Below are 15,087 nucleotides of genomic sequence, written 5' to 3' on the forward strand. Positions count from 1 at the left end.
CCCAAATTCAAAATCTGAGTCCTCCATTCAATTATTCTAATGCATAATGCGGGTTTAACCCATCAAGGGATCCTACTAGAATAGGGGTGTGTGTCGTAAATTCCCTTCCGAACCAAGAAAACCCACATCGCTTACCATCTATTTTCCGGGTAGAGGATCCATATGCCTACTTAAATTCAAAGATACTATTATTGGATTTGTTGCCGATGAATTTTACCAACGTAAACGAAAGCCTGCCTTTTGATTCGATATTAACGTGTAGATCACTATTAAAGTGTTGGGATAAGGGACTTTGATAGTTTCCATGCAACATCCAAGTTCCAGATTGCACCTGAAGTCCAATCTGGGCCATGGTGAGTTTTCCTCCGCTGTTGCTCTGGTAAAATCCCTCAAAGGTATGTTGTCCACCATACTCATGATAAATCCCGCCTATCGGAATAAATTGAGTGTTTCCCGCTCTGCTCATGTAAAAAGCACTCGCCTGCATATTGTATTGGTTACCAAATCGGTAATTCTGCGGATTGGCTGCATTTACTTTATATACGGCTTCCAGATTGATCCCCCATCTATTTCGCATGGAGGTGTAGTTGGCAGAGGCCAGGTAATCCCAAGACCCGCTCCCCAATTGGAAATTTGGATTGATTAATTGTTCGGTTTGTGAGTATTCAAAGTTAGCTAGGGGAGATTTGATACCTCCACCTATCCAAAGATTGTGCAGCCAGGCTTCCATGGGATTTCCTTTCTGATCTATTATCTTATAATTCAATATCGCCATAGGATCTCCCAACCCACTTAGTTGCGCTTTTTCGTGGCTTCCATCCATTTGATTATGCATATAAGGCAGCACGATGTTTAGCTGTAACCTTTCTTTCAATGCAATACGTCCCATGAAATCCATCCTTTGATATAGGTCATTGGAGTATTCCAAATTGCCTCCGTGCATCATATCTGCGTAAAAGTTGGCTCTGGAATATTTCAAACCAACAAAATGAGCTTCGTTTTGAGGGATGATCCCAAAATTGAAACCTCCCAATGCACAACCACAGGCGTCGCAAGCCGATGCGTTATGCTGTATTAAACCAAATAAGCCAAGAAAAACGATAAAATAGTTGAATAGTTTAGTCATGGGAATTAAAGAAAATGGGGTTGGAAATAAATGCTGGGTCTGTCAATGTTTTAAGGAACGCGACAATTTTGGCCTTTTCCTCTTCGGACAATTTAATCTTGGGCTTACCTTCATTGAAAACAAGCGGGTCAATAGTCACTTGATCTATCACACCTTCTGTATAGTGATCAAGAACTTGCTCTAGCGTCTCAAACCGCGCATTATGCATATAGGGACTAGTCAACTCAATATTCCGAAGAGAGGGAACTTTAAATTTCGCCCTATCTTGCGGTACCTCGGTCACTATCTCTCTGCCAAAGTCTGAGATTTTTACTTGTGCGCCGTTATTTCGGTAGCTCAAATCGGTAAATAATGGCTCCTGATGGCAGCCCTCGCAATGTTTTCTAAATAAGGCTAGACCCTCCAATTCAATGCTGTTAAGTGCACGGGCATTACCGTTTAAGTATTCATCGTATTTAGAATTTGCCGATACCATCATGACCATAAACTGGCTAAGGGCGTGAAGCACATAGGGGCCTGTTACCTCTTCCACACCAAAAGCATTTTTAAACTTTTCAGGGTACGTTGTATGCCTCCGAATACGGGAGACAACCTCTTCAAAACTCAGATCCATTTCTATTTCCGATTCGAATGCCAAAATGGGTGCAAAATCGAGGTGGGTGACTCCACCATCCCAGAAGAACTCCCTTTGAAACGCCAAATTAAACAAGGGAGGGGCATTTCGCTTCCCTTCTCTATCCTCCACACCAAAACTGAATGGATGCAGCCACGTATCCGCAAAGGCATGGCTTTGAACATGACAAGAGGAACAGGAAACAGACCCATCTCTTGAAAGCGCCGGATCAAAGAAAAGGGTTCTACCCAACTTAAATCCTTCCTCCGTAACGGCGTTGTTTCGAAAGGTATAAATAGGCTCCGGAAAATGGACGGGCTTTTCAAATTGAATTCGATCCTCTAGGGGCTCATGTCCAAAGGAATTACAGCCAGCCCAAATCATCCAAAGGAACAAGAGAACAGGCCAATAGAGCCTGTCTCTGTTGTTTGTAAGACCAATCATGCCATTTACTGATGGGTGTGATCGACGATAAATGCATTTCTGATCCGCTGAGCAAAGGGTACCCCATCACTCGGCGAGTGAATATTATTCTGAACGGTAAAGTCCGCATCCCCTATCACCTCTAGCAAATCCATATGAATATGCGGAGAGGGTCTCATAGTCTCGCTTACCTGTACCGTTGCATCAAATAGCAGGGATATTTCTACATTATTGTCAAAAAACCGCTGCGGATTCTCGTCTATGGCGGGAACATTCTTCCACCCGCCTATGTGCAATCTTAGGCGCTGCTCCTCCCTAGGTGATACGGGTGAATGTCCTTCGAAGAGGTAGTGGATAAAACCAGAGTTCCAATTCCAAAACCAACCTCCTGCTGCCCGATCTAAAATGCCTCCAACAGCGCCCTCTTGTATGCCATCTTCTCTGATGCCCAAGGTGAATGTAATCTTGTTATATTGACCAGCGGGAATATCTTTCAAATGGATCTGGTAAGTATCAGGATCTCCCTGAACCACCCTGTAGTAACCCTTCAATAGACTAGCATCTGCTGAGGCGTTCATTTCATCCAAATAGGTCTCCCCATTAGGACCTTCTAGCTTTACATGGCTGATGTAATAACCAAATTGAGTGATATTGAAAGATTGCCCCTTTGCATTGGAATACCGAAAGTTGGTGCTTCCCACTTCGTCCAGTACTAAGGTTTGATTTCCTACGTAATTGTCAAATTTGACTATCATCTCTCCCTGCTGCTCCAAAATAGGGTCTTCTGTTTCTTGGCAGGCAAAAAACACAACGGAGATAAGTACCAATGAGCACTTATAGTATAGTGATCTTAAATATTTCATGGTTTTAATGTAATTTTTTAAGCTTGAATGGCAGGCCATTTTTTTGAAAAGAGGGTATTTGCGCGGCTTTTTGACAAAGGGCGCTAAAGGCATCTAGTGTATCTGATGCCGGTAGGGACATTTGAATTACCCTTGATTTTTGTAGATGAAAGTGCCTTCTTTTGGGGGTTTGTCCTGAGTTAAAAAGTAGTCCTGTAAAAAAAATGTCTGCACGTTGGCACCGTGCTTGATCACTACAGTGGCCGGTATCCGGCAGATACGATACCCAACCTCTTCGAGTATGAACAAATTAAAATCAGCCCGAAAATCCATCCAGTCAGATGCCTGCTTTTCCGTGGCCTCATCTAATTGCTTGTTTAGGAAGCATTGCCCCTCACAAGTTGACATAGGGATGTCTCTATTTTCACAAAACATCTCCGAAATAAAGGAGCGGTTTAGCTGAAAATTGACACAAATAACGGAATAGACCATACAGTTTAGTACGACCATCCAAGCCATCGCAAGAATAAAAAGGGAACGAACCATCGAGTGTCCCAACATAAATAGAATAAGACGTTAACGGAGAAGTCAGTGAAAAGAAAAGATGCCTACCTCCTAAATGGGGAGACCATAGAAGAAAGAAACTAAATCTTGGGAGGGGTTTCTACCGAAGCAAAAAAGGAAGATACAAAATGAGTGGATTGCAGGCCCGGATGGGAATTGTCAATACACGCAAAAGAAATAACGTTCAGTGAAAATGGTGTATTAGCAATAAATTGCCCAAAATCAGCCGAGAACGTATGCTGGCTCTCTTGGTCTCGCTTGTCTCTTTCAGCCTTTAGCTGCTGTGCAAGGTAGCACTTCCCGTCACATTGAAGCTCTGTTTGTGCCTTGTTGATGCAAAAATTTTCAATGATGGATGCTTTATTCAATACGTAGGTACCCTGAATTACGGAATATACCATTCCGTTTAGCAGCAAAATTATCGCTAGGGCCACGTAAACAAGCATTTTCAACATAGTTGCAAAAGTAGTTGTCAGTGGAGGATTTTCCAAAACTTTTTTCAACAACGGCCAGTTAATTTTCTGCCTCGCTGATGATCAATATGGACAAACCGACCGGCTTGCCCATAAATTGGTTAGCATCTAATTTTTATGTGCCATATTTTACCATAATAGCCAACTGCCCCGCATGATAAGCTGTATGCGTGATAATCCTACCTAAGGCCTCGGCTTTGGTTTTTTTACCAAACTCTTTGGTTTCGATGACAGTATCCCAATCATCTTGGCCCTCAATGGCTTTTTCAAGTTGCATACCTGCTTCCTCCATCAGCGCCAATAAGGCTTCCAAATCGATCCATTCACCGGTATCTTTCCCAGCTTTTAAGGTTTGGGCATCTACTTTTACATCCATGTTCCCAAAAACATTCTTGGCAAAAAGCAATTCCACTTCTGCAATATGTCGGATCAGAAAACCTGCCGAGTTAGGTGAATCCCCCAGTTTTTTGGACAGATCTTCAGGTTTGATTTGGGCCAATTGATTGATAAACCGAGTACGGCCTTCTTTCCAGAGTTCAATGAGTGCTTTCATAACCCAAACAAGATAGCAAATCCGTTTCCAAAAAAAGCAGATCTACGTCATGCAGAAAAAAAAGCCAACAAATTTGGCCATTACCCTTTTTATATCGTAATATTGCGATGTAATATTTAAAGGAAATAAGGTTTGTTATATAAATGGATACCTGCCTTCGGCGATATATTGGCTTTCGTTAAGGAGGATAGGATCGCTTCGGGTTTTTGGTTTTCGATACGCTGTTGGATCCTAAAATTTCGCGAATCTCACATCTCAAATCTAACGTCTAATATCTCCAACATATACCTGCGAATACTCATCTCAAATCTCACAATCTAAAATGGGTGTTACCAAAACAGATCTATTCACAGAAAAGCAAAATGAACTGGCAAAAATAGCCAAAGTATTTGCGCATCCGGCTAGAATAGCCATCCTAGAATATTTGATTCAGTCCAACTCCTGCATTAATGGGGATTTGGTTCAGGAACTGGGTTTGGCACAGGCAACCATTTCCCAGCACCTGCGCGAACTCAAGGAAATCGGCTTGATCAAAGGCAGCATCGAAGGTGTATCCGTCAATTATTGCATAGATCCTATTCGCTGGGCTGAGGTTCAGAACTTATTCCAAGACTTATTCAGCGGCTTTCCAAAGACATCGGGATGCTGCTAATTGAAGACATAAGATGTAGGACACAAGACAGATTCGTAATAATAATCGTTTTGGTTTCTTAATCAAAAAGTCCCTCTAAAAATAAACAATAGTATTTCCATAATCATCAAGCCTGCAAAAGTCTAGTATCTAAAATATAAAAAAATAGCGCCTTTGCGCCTTTGCGAGAACCAAATGAAAACAAGAGAATTTACCCAAATCCTTCAAGAAAACCCCGGAAAGGCGCTTTTCTTCGAATACCAAACAGGTCAGTATGTACGTACCGACTACCATATTACTGAAATCAAGAATGTTAATTTTGATACGGTAGATTGTGGGGGTATCCGCAATCAGTGGTCCGAAGTGCATATCCAACTGTGGGAAAATGAAATTCCGGAGCCAGATCATGCGGTAGATACCAGCAAGGCCATGAAAATTTTCGAGGTAGTCAACCGTGTGCGGGAAACCTATTCAGAGGCAAGCATCAAATTCGAATATGGTAATTCGGTGTTCCCAACAGCCGTGCTTCCCGTTCACAATATCAAAGACACAGGCAATGCCCTGATTGTGCAGCTCACTCCTGATCAGACCACCTGCAAGGCTAAGGATCGGGCTACCAGTCCGGAAGAAAAAGCTGCCGCCTGCTGTGGACCTGTGGCTGAAAAGCCCAAGCTTACCCTCGTTTCCCTTCAGCAATCCGATTCAAATACCTGCGAACCCGGATCGGGATGTTGCTGAGATAGGGGATATTTGAGATAAGACGTAAGACATAAGATTTAAGAATCAAGACGTCAGACAAATTGTGAATGACAAGTCGAGATTTAGTTTGGGTAATCTGGGGTTAAATCGATCCATTTCTTCACCCTTTTTCTTCCATAGTACCATGAACCTATATCCAACACTCCAAGCACATATTAGAACAGCAAAATCGCTTGCCATCTCCGAGGAGCGAAAAGCGGTACTCCATGTGCTGATTGATTATATTCAACAAAAGGTCGATCAACATCAGGACATCAACCTGAACTTTATCTGTACGCACAATTCGCGCAGAAGCCAGTTTTCCCAGATTTGGGGAAAGGTCGCGGCAGTCTATCATGGCATTGACATGAACTCCTTCTCTGGCGGAGTAGAAGTCACCGCATTCAATGAACGCGCCGTAGCCTCCATCAAACGATTTGGATTTAAAATCAGCAGTGAGGGAGAGGGAAATCCCAAATACTTTGTGTTCTATTCGGATGATGAGGACCCCATAGTAGCTTTCAGCAAGGTCTATGATGATGCTGCCAATGCTCCAACAGGTTTTGCAGCGGTAATGACCTGCTCCCATGCGGACGAAAACTGTCCCTTTATCCCTGGAGCGGAAGCCCGAATACCCGTGCGCTACGAAGACCCTAAAGCTTTTGACGACACCGATCAGGAAGCGGAAATGTATGATACTAGATCTTTGCAAATCGCTTCGGAGATGTTGTATGTGTTTTCGAAGATTAATAAGGGCAAAAAATAGATATTGATTGTATAGGATATTGTTAGATATTTTTTCTCCCCCAGCGTAATGTCTATTCAATATCGCTGAGCTAATATCAATTAGTATCTACCCAAATATCCAGAATACAGCTTAAACACTTGAAGTTAAAAGCTTAGGATCATGTCAACAACCAAAAAGAAAATTGCCTTCTTCGAAAAATACCTGACCTTATGGGTTGGGCTGTGCATTGCTCTTGGGATACTTATCGGCCATTTGGCGGGAGATGATATCTCACTCCTTTCGGATTTGGAAATCTACCATGTTAATTTCCCTATAGCCATTCTGATCTGGCTGATGATTTATCCCATGATGCTTCAAATTGATTTTGGTAGTATCAAAGGAGTAGGGAGAGCACCGAAAGGTTTGATATGGACATTGGTAATCAACTGGCTGATCAAGCCGTTTACCATGGCATTTTTTGCTTGGATTTTCTTTGATCAATTGTACTCGGCTTACATAAAGTCGGAAATGGCTGGAGAGTATATTGCAGGTGCTATTTTACTGGGTGTGGCTCCTTGTACGGCCATGGTGTTTGTATGGTCCTATTTGACCGAAGGGGATCCCAATTACACCTTGGTGCAGGTTACTGTCAATGACCTGATTATTTTGGTGGCGTTTGTTCCTTTGGTGGGATTTCTTTTGGGCATTACCAATTTGACCGTACCTTACGAAACTTTGGTGGCTTCGGTAGTCATTTTTGTGGTCATTCCATTGATTGCGGGAGTGATTACCAATAAAAGTTTGATTGCCAAAAAAGGAGAAGATTGGTTCAAAAATGAGTTTTTGCCCAAGTTTAAGCCTGTCAGTATTATCGCCTTGTTACTAACTTTGATTTTGCTTTTCGCCTTTCAAGGTCCAAATATTCTGCATAATCCGCTGATCATTCTGCTCATCGCAGTTCCATTGATTATTCAAACGTACTTTATCTTCTTTTTGGCATGGTTTGGAGGAAGAAAGCTAAAGCTTAGACACGCAGTCTGTGCACCTGCCTCCATGATCGGTGCCAGCAATTTCTTCGAGTTGGCCGTTGCTGTAGCCATCGCCCTATTTGGTTTGGACAGCCCTGCAGCATTGGTGACAGTAGTCGGTGTTTTGGTGGAGGTGCCGGTGATGCTGCATTTGGTAGGGTTGGCGAATAAGTGGAAATATTAAAGCTGTTTACCGATACGATAAACAGCATTCTTAAAACCCATCTGTTAGTTAATTCCATAACTACCAAACATTTCGCATCCCTCAGGATCATCGAGTGAACAGGCGATGGCTTCCTGATTCTGCTTCTTAGCTTCTTCTGCGGCCACCTCGTTAGGGATTATCCAAGCTGGTAAGCAGAAACCGTGGATCCTTTACATGCTGGATGCTGTGGAACAAACAGCCCAACTTACCAATCAGCTAATTACAAACATATTGGAACAAATGGAATCCACACATGAGCATGGAAGGCAAACAATCAAATGGTACACAAAAGAAATTAACGAATTATTGTTTAGTCAACCCTACCTGAAACCAAAGCTGGTAGGTGACCGTCTGAAAATAGCCTCCAGAATAACTTTGAATAAATACTTCAGTGAATTACAAGCAGAGGCAGGTTGGCTCAAATCAAACACGGTAGTGAGGAGTATTATGTCAATCGTGATATAGTTAAAATTTTAGAAGGGTAGGGATCCATCCAAAATTCAACCACTCAATACATCCATCACGCACATCCCCGGTTCCTGCTTGCCCTCAAGATCCCAAAACCGCAGCAGGGTCCAGCTTTTTGATTGGTAATAGGAGTTGATCGATACTCCTCAATCGGTGGGAAGAAAAAAGATTTCCAAATGGCATAAATAAAAAATCCGGGGAGCCATCCCCGGTTTTTTATCTTGGTTGGTCAACAGACCTTTACTTGCGTCCTGCCACAAGCGCCTTGGCTAAATCCTGGGCATATTGCCTGAACAAATCCCTAGCTGCTTCTTTATAGATATCTTTGGACATTTCTACAATAAATGGATCGAAATCGATGGTAGGTACGCCAACAGCAAAAATTTCTTCCAGCAGGCCTTTACTCTTGGCAGCATCCTTATACACTTTGGCAGAATATTCGTTGTTGGAAACATACTCAGACACCAAAGTGACCGGAGCTGAACTTGGAGAACCCCCTTTTCCGATAAAATCAAATGTATTGCGGGAGATCCTCATTTTTGGAATCACCTTGGTGTCGGCAGTTGTGATAGATCTTCTCGTGCCCGCGTCTAAAGAGACATTCATTTCGACCGTAGAGAAATCCACATCGATATTGTTCAACATCACCACGGCACCCGTTTCCTTGTTGAAATTCCTCATCATGGTCACAAAAGCCACTCCCCCTCCCTTCATCAGGGATTTTTCATCAAAGAGAAACAGGCTGTTTTCCGGAAGCATTTTGATCTGTCCTACTCCCACACTTTCCTCTGAGTTCTTTTTACCTTTGTTTTCGGTCCTGGAAGAATATTTTTCCGCCAACTTGGCGTATCCCTCTGTCTTGGTGAGTTCCGTCAGAGTCACCACTGTTTTGCCCACTTTGGAGATTTCTTCCTCCAGGATCAACTGAAAATCATTGGCTAATTCCTGAAAATCGGCTAACGCTAACTCTGAACTGAGTACAGTGGTGGTTCTCGCAGACGATCTTTGATTGCCCGCATATTGCCCCCCCTTGCTTGATGCCTCGAATACATTCTGAAGCTTACTCAACTTCCCTTCCTGTACCACCACTTTGGTCTCGGTGAAGGTTTCAAAATTGATACTGAACTGGGGAATAGTGATTTTATCACTTTCGTCCACAATTTTCCGGTAAGGCCCTTTACTTAGGCCGTTAAAAATCTCTTGGGCCTGAACTTGGGTCAAGCACAACAAGGCAAAAAGGATGGTAAGAATTGATTTGTTCATAAGGTAAATGATTTAGGTTAAAACAATAATTTTAATGTTTAAAAGGTGATTTAATCAATGGTGTAGCGTTGAGCAATCCGATGTTTTTTTTACATAACTTATAATTGGGTCATTTCAGATCTAAAATTTAATCAAAATAGTAATATTTTAATACATTTTAGCTCTAATATGCCAAACTCAATTGCCAGTAATGCTCATTTATTCGCTTGGTATTATTCATCTCTCCGCAGTAACCCATCTCCTCCAAAACTTTTCTGATCTGACGAAAGGTAAATCCCTCATCAAACCGTATTATCCATCGGCAGATTGTAGGTGGTACGTTAATACATACAGCCCTTAGTCGCCTATGGATTACATTAATTAAACTGACTTTTCCTCATCACGAATTCCTAGACCTCTTTTTTTCCAAAATTGGAATTGCTCCGGGGAGAAATCGGTGATTTGGTATAGCCCATTCAAAAGTTTAGAACTTTAAAAAACCCCTGCAAAACGCACATGTAAACAGACGCTTGCAGCGAAGAAACAAACATACTATCTATGCGTATAAATATCAAAAGTAGGTAACTATTTTTGTAGCGATTTTTCAAAACAAAGGAAATTCACCCACTTAATACATCGACCACCCGTTTTACACACATTCCCAATTCCCTATTCACCTCAAAATCCCAAAACCGCAGCACCGTCCAGCCTTTAGCCTGATAGAAGTCATTGATTTCCCTATCCCGTTGCCTGTTCCGCTCAATCTTGGGAATCCAAAAATCCCGGTTGGTCTTGATCGCATTCTTCCGTTGTTGCCAGTCGTACCCATGCCAGAACGAACCGTCCACAAAGATCACTATCTTGTATTTGATCAGGCTGATATCGGGTTTGCCGGGGAGTTTTCGCTGGTTACTCCGGTACCGTACCCCGGCATGCCACAGCGCCTTTCGGAGTAGTTTTTCAGGCTGGGTATCCCTTCCCTTGATCTTCGACATGGTGAGGGAGCGCTGGGGCGTGGTATAAAACCCCTCCTCCTCACAAAAGCGGGGAACGGTGATTTTTGGTTCTCGGTAGGGCTTAGGGTGCTTTGCCAATGCTACTGGGATTTCACTAGGTAAAAATCGCGAAAAGAATCCACTTTACACAGGCTTGGTAGCAAGGTAATCGACTCCGAAGTGGTAGCTACATCGATTACGTTGGTCTGCTTCTACGAGAAATCATCTATTTTTTCTTATAGACGGGAACCATACAGTAGGAAAATCAAAAATTAATCGTACTTTTCGCCAACTTCTTTCCAAAGCGTCAAATAGGTTTTTTATGGCGTGGAGGGGGCATCGCTTTTTTTCAGGGATTCAGCCGGTTTTTTGCGGCTGCACCCAAAATGGTCGATCCTCCTACCTGCTTTTTGAAAGTACTTATCGGGATCTTTTTGGGATTAAACTACCTCGCTAATTTATGAACGCAACTACTTATGTCCTTTTTGGCATTTGCTGCTGGGGACTTATCGTTTTTTCTGCGCTAGGCCAAGAAGCCTCCTCAGATTACATCGAAACGCTCTCGGGAAATAAAGTCCCAGGCACGATCGTCCGGTCCTTTGATATCAACCAAACCGCCTCCATTACCTTTTTGGATTCGCAGGGGAAATCCCAAACGCTCTATCCCAAGGACGTGAAGGGCTTTGGTCTCTCCAATGGCCGAAGGTTTGAGAGCCGGCCCGTTCCTGGTCGGGAGGATAAGGGGCCGGAGTTCTTTCAGGTAATTTTGCGGGGAAAGGTAAGCCTCCTGAGTTACCGGGGGACTTTTTATGCGGAAAATGAAAAGGAAATATTGGAATTAACCAATGTAATGGTTACCAGTGAAATACGTGGAACGAAGGTAATGTCCCGGCGAAGGAAATACACGGGCATACTAAGCTACATGCTCTATGGCCCCTGTGGGGTGGAACTTCAGGAGCAAATTGCGAAAATCAGCTATTCGGAAAGTGGGTTTATCAAGCTCTTTATGCTCTATCACCAATGTGAACAATTGCCCTACGAGCTATTTGTGGAGCAGGTGCCGGTATTTCGGGCCTCAGTAGTAGGGATGCTGGGCGTTTCTTGGATGGAGTCACTCATGGAAAGTTCGCCGGATAGGTTGCTGCACCGCTTCGATGCCAAGCATCAGCCTTTTATTGCCTTGGGTCTCAAATTGGATCAATGGCGTAGGATGCCCCGGTTTGCGGTGGATCTGGGTGTAGGCTATAGCAGTGGGAACAACGCCGTTCACTTGGAACTAGATCGACAGAGTCACCGCTTCACCGCTACCCATGAATACGAATTCCGAAGCATCTTGGTACCGGCATTTTTAGATTATATGCTTTTCCGATCGCGTAGCAACGAATATTATGTAGGGTTGGGCGCAATGGTAAGAACACACCATTTAACCACCAACCTGAGCATTATCGACTATCGTACCACGTTTGAACCGATCAAAACAGAGCTGTATGAGGCCCCCGTATTGGGGCGTGAGCGCATTCAGTTTTCCCCTGCTATGAAACTTGGTGGACACCTGTTTTACCGAGAGCGATGGGGCATCATCACCGAGCTACAGGTGGAGTACGGTACCAACGGCTACACCCTTAACTTAGATAAGCGACAGACTGCTTACAAACAACTTATTGCCTCATTAATGGTAGGTTTTAGACTATGAAAAGGACGCTTCTTTTATTCGCCCCACTGCTGATTTTGATCATGGGTGCCTGTGAACAGGCTGAGCTAGCGCCACGTACCAATCCCCGCTTTAGCATGGCCTATGTGCAGGATCTAGATGCCACAGGTGCTGAGTTTGCCGCGAATATTTATGACTATGGCGATGAAGAAATCCTGGAATATGGATTTTTGTACAGTTCCCATGGGGAGCCGCGCCCGGCAAATTCAGAAGTGATTCGACAAAATGGAAGACCGGAAAAATCGTTCGTCCTAAAAGCGGATCACTCGATGGTAATGGGAACGACGTATTTTGTCGTGGCCTTCTTACGCACTGCGGTAGGCGAGATTTATTCGGCTCCACAGACGTTTGTGAGTCAGGGTACCGCTGGTTTTGTGTTTGATCGCTTGGAGTATACTACACCCATCTACTTTGGGGATACCATAACCGTGGTGGCGACCAAGTTGAGCAGCAGCTTGGCAAACTACCAGGTTACGTTTCAGGAGGAAGTGGCCGCTGTGATTGATCTAGAGCCGGGTTCGTTTAAATTTATTGTGCCGTATTTTGAAAACTTCCAATTAGGGACATTGGAACCCGATCATTTTGCGCTATCGTTGAAAGTAGTGGATAAAAAGATGGACATGAACGTTTTCATGCCGTTTCAGGAGCCGGTATTTGACAAAATGCCAATACAACGCATAGATTACGGCGGAGCGGTGGAAATTAAGGGCAACTACCTGGAGGATGCAAAACTAGTCATTGCCAGCTACGGACAACCGGTCGAATACCTTTTTTACAGCAATGTCACGGTAGACGTCGCCGAGGAGGAAAGGATTGTATTTAGGCCCGACGCAGAATATGCTAGAGGCTCGAATTACGTGGCGCTGAAAATCCGCGGCAAAGAATACCATTTGGGCCCTGAAGTATTTGCCTACAATCCCACAGAGATCGATCCGGACCAATCGGCTATAGTCGGTTTTGGAGATTACGTGACGATCACGGGTACCAATTTTAACGTGGAGGGGCCATACATCCACTATGGGGTGCTGAATGGGGTAAAGGTCGAGATAGACCGAACCGCTTCCGATAGCAAGACGCTCACCTTTCCGGTCGGGCAGATGGAGTTTGAGTTTAAGCGGGTGAATGAGTTTCGCATTCAGACCTTCGATCAGGTGTCCCAACATGCCTTTACCTTTGAGTTTACCAACCCGGATATACCCTACTTTCGTAATACCTACCGTGTGCCAAGGCTTGCGGACTACCTGCCTTATGGAAATATGGTGGGCTACGAGGGGAAGGGATTTGCGCTGGGAAACCGGGAGATCTTCGAGTTTGACGTAGCTACCCAAACCGTAAGCACCGTGCGTGCCCTGCAGATAGGTGCCAATAAGCTGGAGTTTACCTTCGGCGTGGCGGATGGGGAAAACTGGTACATTGGTGGTGGGCATACCAATAATCCAAACCCCATTAACCGGTCCTTTTTTGTCTTTAACCTGAGGACAAAGGAAATCCGCAGGCTTCCGGACCTGCCCATGGATCAATGGCGGCCCATGTTGGTACACGCTGTAAACGGGCAGGTGTATTTCGAAGGGGGCTTTGATGTAGAGACCCGGGTGGATCACCGTCTTCGGTATAAGTTTGACATTCGATCGGAAACCTGGACCCGTCTGCCCGACAAAACGGAGACACGGATATATGCAGGTAGAACCATCGCCTTTTCCTACAATGGAAGGCATTTGGCGATAGGTGAACCCGTCGGCACGGGAGATGAGGGAACAGGCCTGTTTGAATTTGATATAAATACCGAAACCTGGACCTTGGTAAAGCGGTTGGATGAACTCTACCGGATGGGGCCAAAGTCTGACAATATCTACGTGGTAGGTAACAAAGCCTATCTCCTTGGGACTTCGATGTATGAGCTAAACCTGGAGACCTTGAATCTGCGGCGGGTGACCAACCTGATCCACGTTGAATACCTAATCTGTGAAGTGTATCGGACGCTGTCCTTTATGGCGGAAGGAAAAATCTACGTGTGGGACTGCGGGGAACGGGTCTGGGAGATTGACTTGCAGCGATTGGCGTTTGATTAAGGAAGTGACGGATTTCCTCCCAGCCTTTTGGATACTCCCACTCCCAGACTCCAGAACTTTCCGGGTTGTCCCGGATGGATCAGGATACCGGTCTCGGGGCGAAACATCCAGCTACCTACAGGGCGAAGGGCAATGCCGAGATTAAAAGAAACCAGATTCGAATTTTCCGCATTCAACGTAATTAGGTAGCTGTTAGCCAAGTTGATTTCGGCCTGTTGCCCTATCGGAATCCCATAAATCAAGCCAGGAGAAAATACCCAGGTACGTTCAATGTGCTTTTCCAACGAAAAGTAAATTGGAAGCAGCAAGGCCAGCCGGTCTTTAACAATCCGAAATTTTGGAGTAAACATCATATAGCTAAATCCCTCTCCAATGGGCTCTTCACGGAACCACAAGCGGTCGTAGCGAATACGCAGCTCCAGTCCGTCTGCCACACTCGTTCCTAGCTGAAGTCCCAGGTCGTTTATCGTCCGGGTATAGTCGAAATTACGACCCAACCAAACCGGAGAATAGTGCAGCCCGAGCTCGCTTTCTCCCGGTCGGAGCAATCGGGCACTTTGGTACTCGGAAAATACTTGGGCCGGGGCGGAGATCGCCGCTACAAAGGCAACGTGAACGAGGAAAATAATACGATTGGCTTGACTTTTCATGGCGGGTTTGTCAGAGATTTACGTGCTGA

The 15,087-nt window shown here is 44.4% G+C and carries 16 protein-coding genes; 7 read left to right on the top strand and 9 right to left on the bottom strand.

The features are described 5' to 3' along the window. Positions 1-166: 166 nt before the first annotated feature. The 6 genes from IAQ59_RS20365 to IAQ59_RS20390 all read right to left on the bottom strand — a co-directional run bounded on the left by IAQ59_RS20365 (position 167) and on the right by IAQ59_RS20390 (position 4,594). Positions 167-1,126: a hypothetical protein gene (locus IAQ59_RS20365; RefSeq protein WP_209332705.1), complete on the bottom strand. Its 960-nt coding sequence runs from the start codon at positions 1,124-1,126 to the stop codon at positions 167-169. Then, the gene (locus tag IAQ59_RS20370) at positions 1,119-2,183 is read right to left on the bottom strand and encodes a cytochrome-c peroxidase (RefSeq protein WP_245189744.1); all 1,065 of its coding nucleotides are present in this window, start codon (positions 2,181-2,183) and stop codon (positions 1,119-1,121) included. The genes IAQ59_RS20365 and IAQ59_RS20370 overlap by 8 nt, the downstream gene beginning before the upstream one ends. 5 nt (positions 2,184-2,188) lie before the next feature. After that, positions 2,189-3,025, bottom strand: coding sequence for an MbnP family protein (locus IAQ59_RS20375; RefSeq protein WP_245189745.1), 837 nt, complete (start codon positions 3,023-3,025; stop codon positions 2,189-2,191). Positions 3,026-3,151: 126 nt separating this feature from the next. Next, a complete protein-coding gene (locus IAQ59_RS20380) occupies positions 3,152-3,496 on the bottom strand; it encodes a hypothetical protein (protein WP_209332706.1) in 345 nt (114 codons plus the stop codon). Between the two features lie 152 nt (positions 3,497-3,648). Next, positions 3,649-4,023, bottom strand: a complete 375-nt coding sequence (locus IAQ59_RS20385) for a hypothetical protein (RefSeq protein ID WP_209332707.1) — start codon at positions 4,021-4,023, stop codon at positions 3,649-3,651. A gap of 133 nt (positions 4,024-4,156) precedes the next feature. Continuing rightward, positions 4,157-4,594, bottom strand: a complete 438-nt coding sequence (locus IAQ59_RS20390; RefSeq protein WP_209332708.1) for a DinB family protein — start codon at positions 4,592-4,594, stop codon at positions 4,157-4,159. 322 nt (positions 4,595-4,916) lie between these two features. On the opposite strand from IAQ59_RS20390, the gene IAQ59_RS20395 reads away from it, so the two are divergent. The 5 genes from IAQ59_RS20395 to IAQ59_RS22810 all read left to right on the top strand — a co-directional run bounded on the left by IAQ59_RS20395 (position 4,917) and on the right by IAQ59_RS22810 (position 8,388). Beyond that, on the top strand, positions 4,917-5,246 hold the full coding sequence (locus IAQ59_RS20395) for an ArsR/SmtB family transcription factor (protein ID WP_209332709.1): 330 nt from the start codon (positions 4,917-4,919) through the stop codon (positions 5,244-5,246). A gap of 174 nt (positions 5,247-5,420) precedes the next feature. After that, complete coding sequence (locus IAQ59_RS20400; RefSeq protein ID WP_209332710.1) at positions 5,421-5,963, top strand: DUF6428 family protein; 543 nt, start codon at positions 5,421-5,423, stop codon at positions 5,961-5,963. 145 nt (positions 5,964-6,108) lie between these two features. Continuing rightward, positions 6,109-6,729 (top strand): low molecular weight phosphatase family protein, encoded by a 621-nt coding sequence (locus tag IAQ59_RS20405; protein ID WP_209332711.1) that lies wholly within the window; start codon positions 6,109-6,111, stop codon positions 6,727-6,729. 141 nt (positions 6,730-6,870) lie between these two features. Continuing rightward, positions 6,871-7,902, top strand: coding sequence for an ACR3 family arsenite efflux transporter (gene arsB, locus IAQ59_RS20410; RefSeq protein WP_209332712.1), 1,032 nt, complete (start codon positions 6,871-6,873; stop codon positions 7,900-7,902). A gap of 261 nt (positions 7,903-8,163) precedes the next feature. Further along, complete coding sequence (locus tag IAQ59_RS22810) at positions 8,164-8,388, top strand: hypothetical protein (RefSeq protein WP_425342626.1); 225 nt, start codon at positions 8,164-8,166, stop codon at positions 8,386-8,388. Between the two features lie 243 nt (positions 8,389-8,631). Here the strand turns inward: IAQ59_RS22810 and IAQ59_RS20415 are convergent, their stop codons facing one another. Further along, on the bottom strand, positions 8,632-9,654 hold the full coding sequence (locus tag IAQ59_RS20415; RefSeq protein WP_209332713.1) for a hypothetical protein: 1,023 nt from the start codon (positions 9,652-9,654) through the stop codon (positions 8,632-8,634). A 599-nt stretch (positions 9,655-10,253) separates the two neighbouring features. After that, a complete protein-coding gene (locus IAQ59_RS20420) occupies positions 10,254-10,727 on the bottom strand; it encodes a very short patch repair endonuclease (RefSeq protein ID WP_209332714.1) in 474 nt (157 codons plus the stop codon). 361 nt (positions 10,728-11,088) lie between these two features. Here IAQ59_RS20420 and IAQ59_RS20425 point away from each other — a divergent pair, with 361 nt between their 5' ends. Both IAQ59_RS20425 and IAQ59_RS20430 read left to right on the top strand, forming a co-directional pair. Then, the gene (locus IAQ59_RS20425) at positions 11,089-12,321 is read left to right on the top strand and encodes a hypothetical protein (protein ID WP_209332715.1); all 1,233 of its coding nucleotides are present in this window, start codon (positions 11,089-11,091) and stop codon (positions 12,319-12,321) included. Then, the gene (locus IAQ59_RS20430) at positions 12,318-14,408 is read left to right on the top strand and encodes a Kelch repeat-containing protein (protein WP_209332716.1); all 2,091 of its coding nucleotides are present in this window, start codon (positions 12,318-12,320) and stop codon (positions 14,406-14,408) included. Before IAQ59_RS20425 ends, IAQ59_RS20430 begins: the two co-directional genes overlap by 4 nt. On the opposite strand, the gene IAQ59_RS20435 is transcribed toward IAQ59_RS20430, so the two are convergent. Next, entirely contained in the window at positions 14,405-15,058 is a 654-nt protein-coding gene (locus tag IAQ59_RS20435) for a hypothetical protein (RefSeq protein WP_209332717.1), read from the bottom strand. The genes IAQ59_RS20430 and IAQ59_RS20435 overlap by 4 nt on opposite strands. Between the last annotated feature and the right edge of the window lie 29 nt (positions 15,059-15,087).

The organism is Lunatimonas salinarum, from assembly GCF_017811155.1.
In the GTDB taxonomy this organism is placed as follows: Bacteria; Bacteroidota; Bacteroidia; order Cytophagales; family Cyclobacteriaceae; genus Lunatimonas; species Lunatimonas salinarum.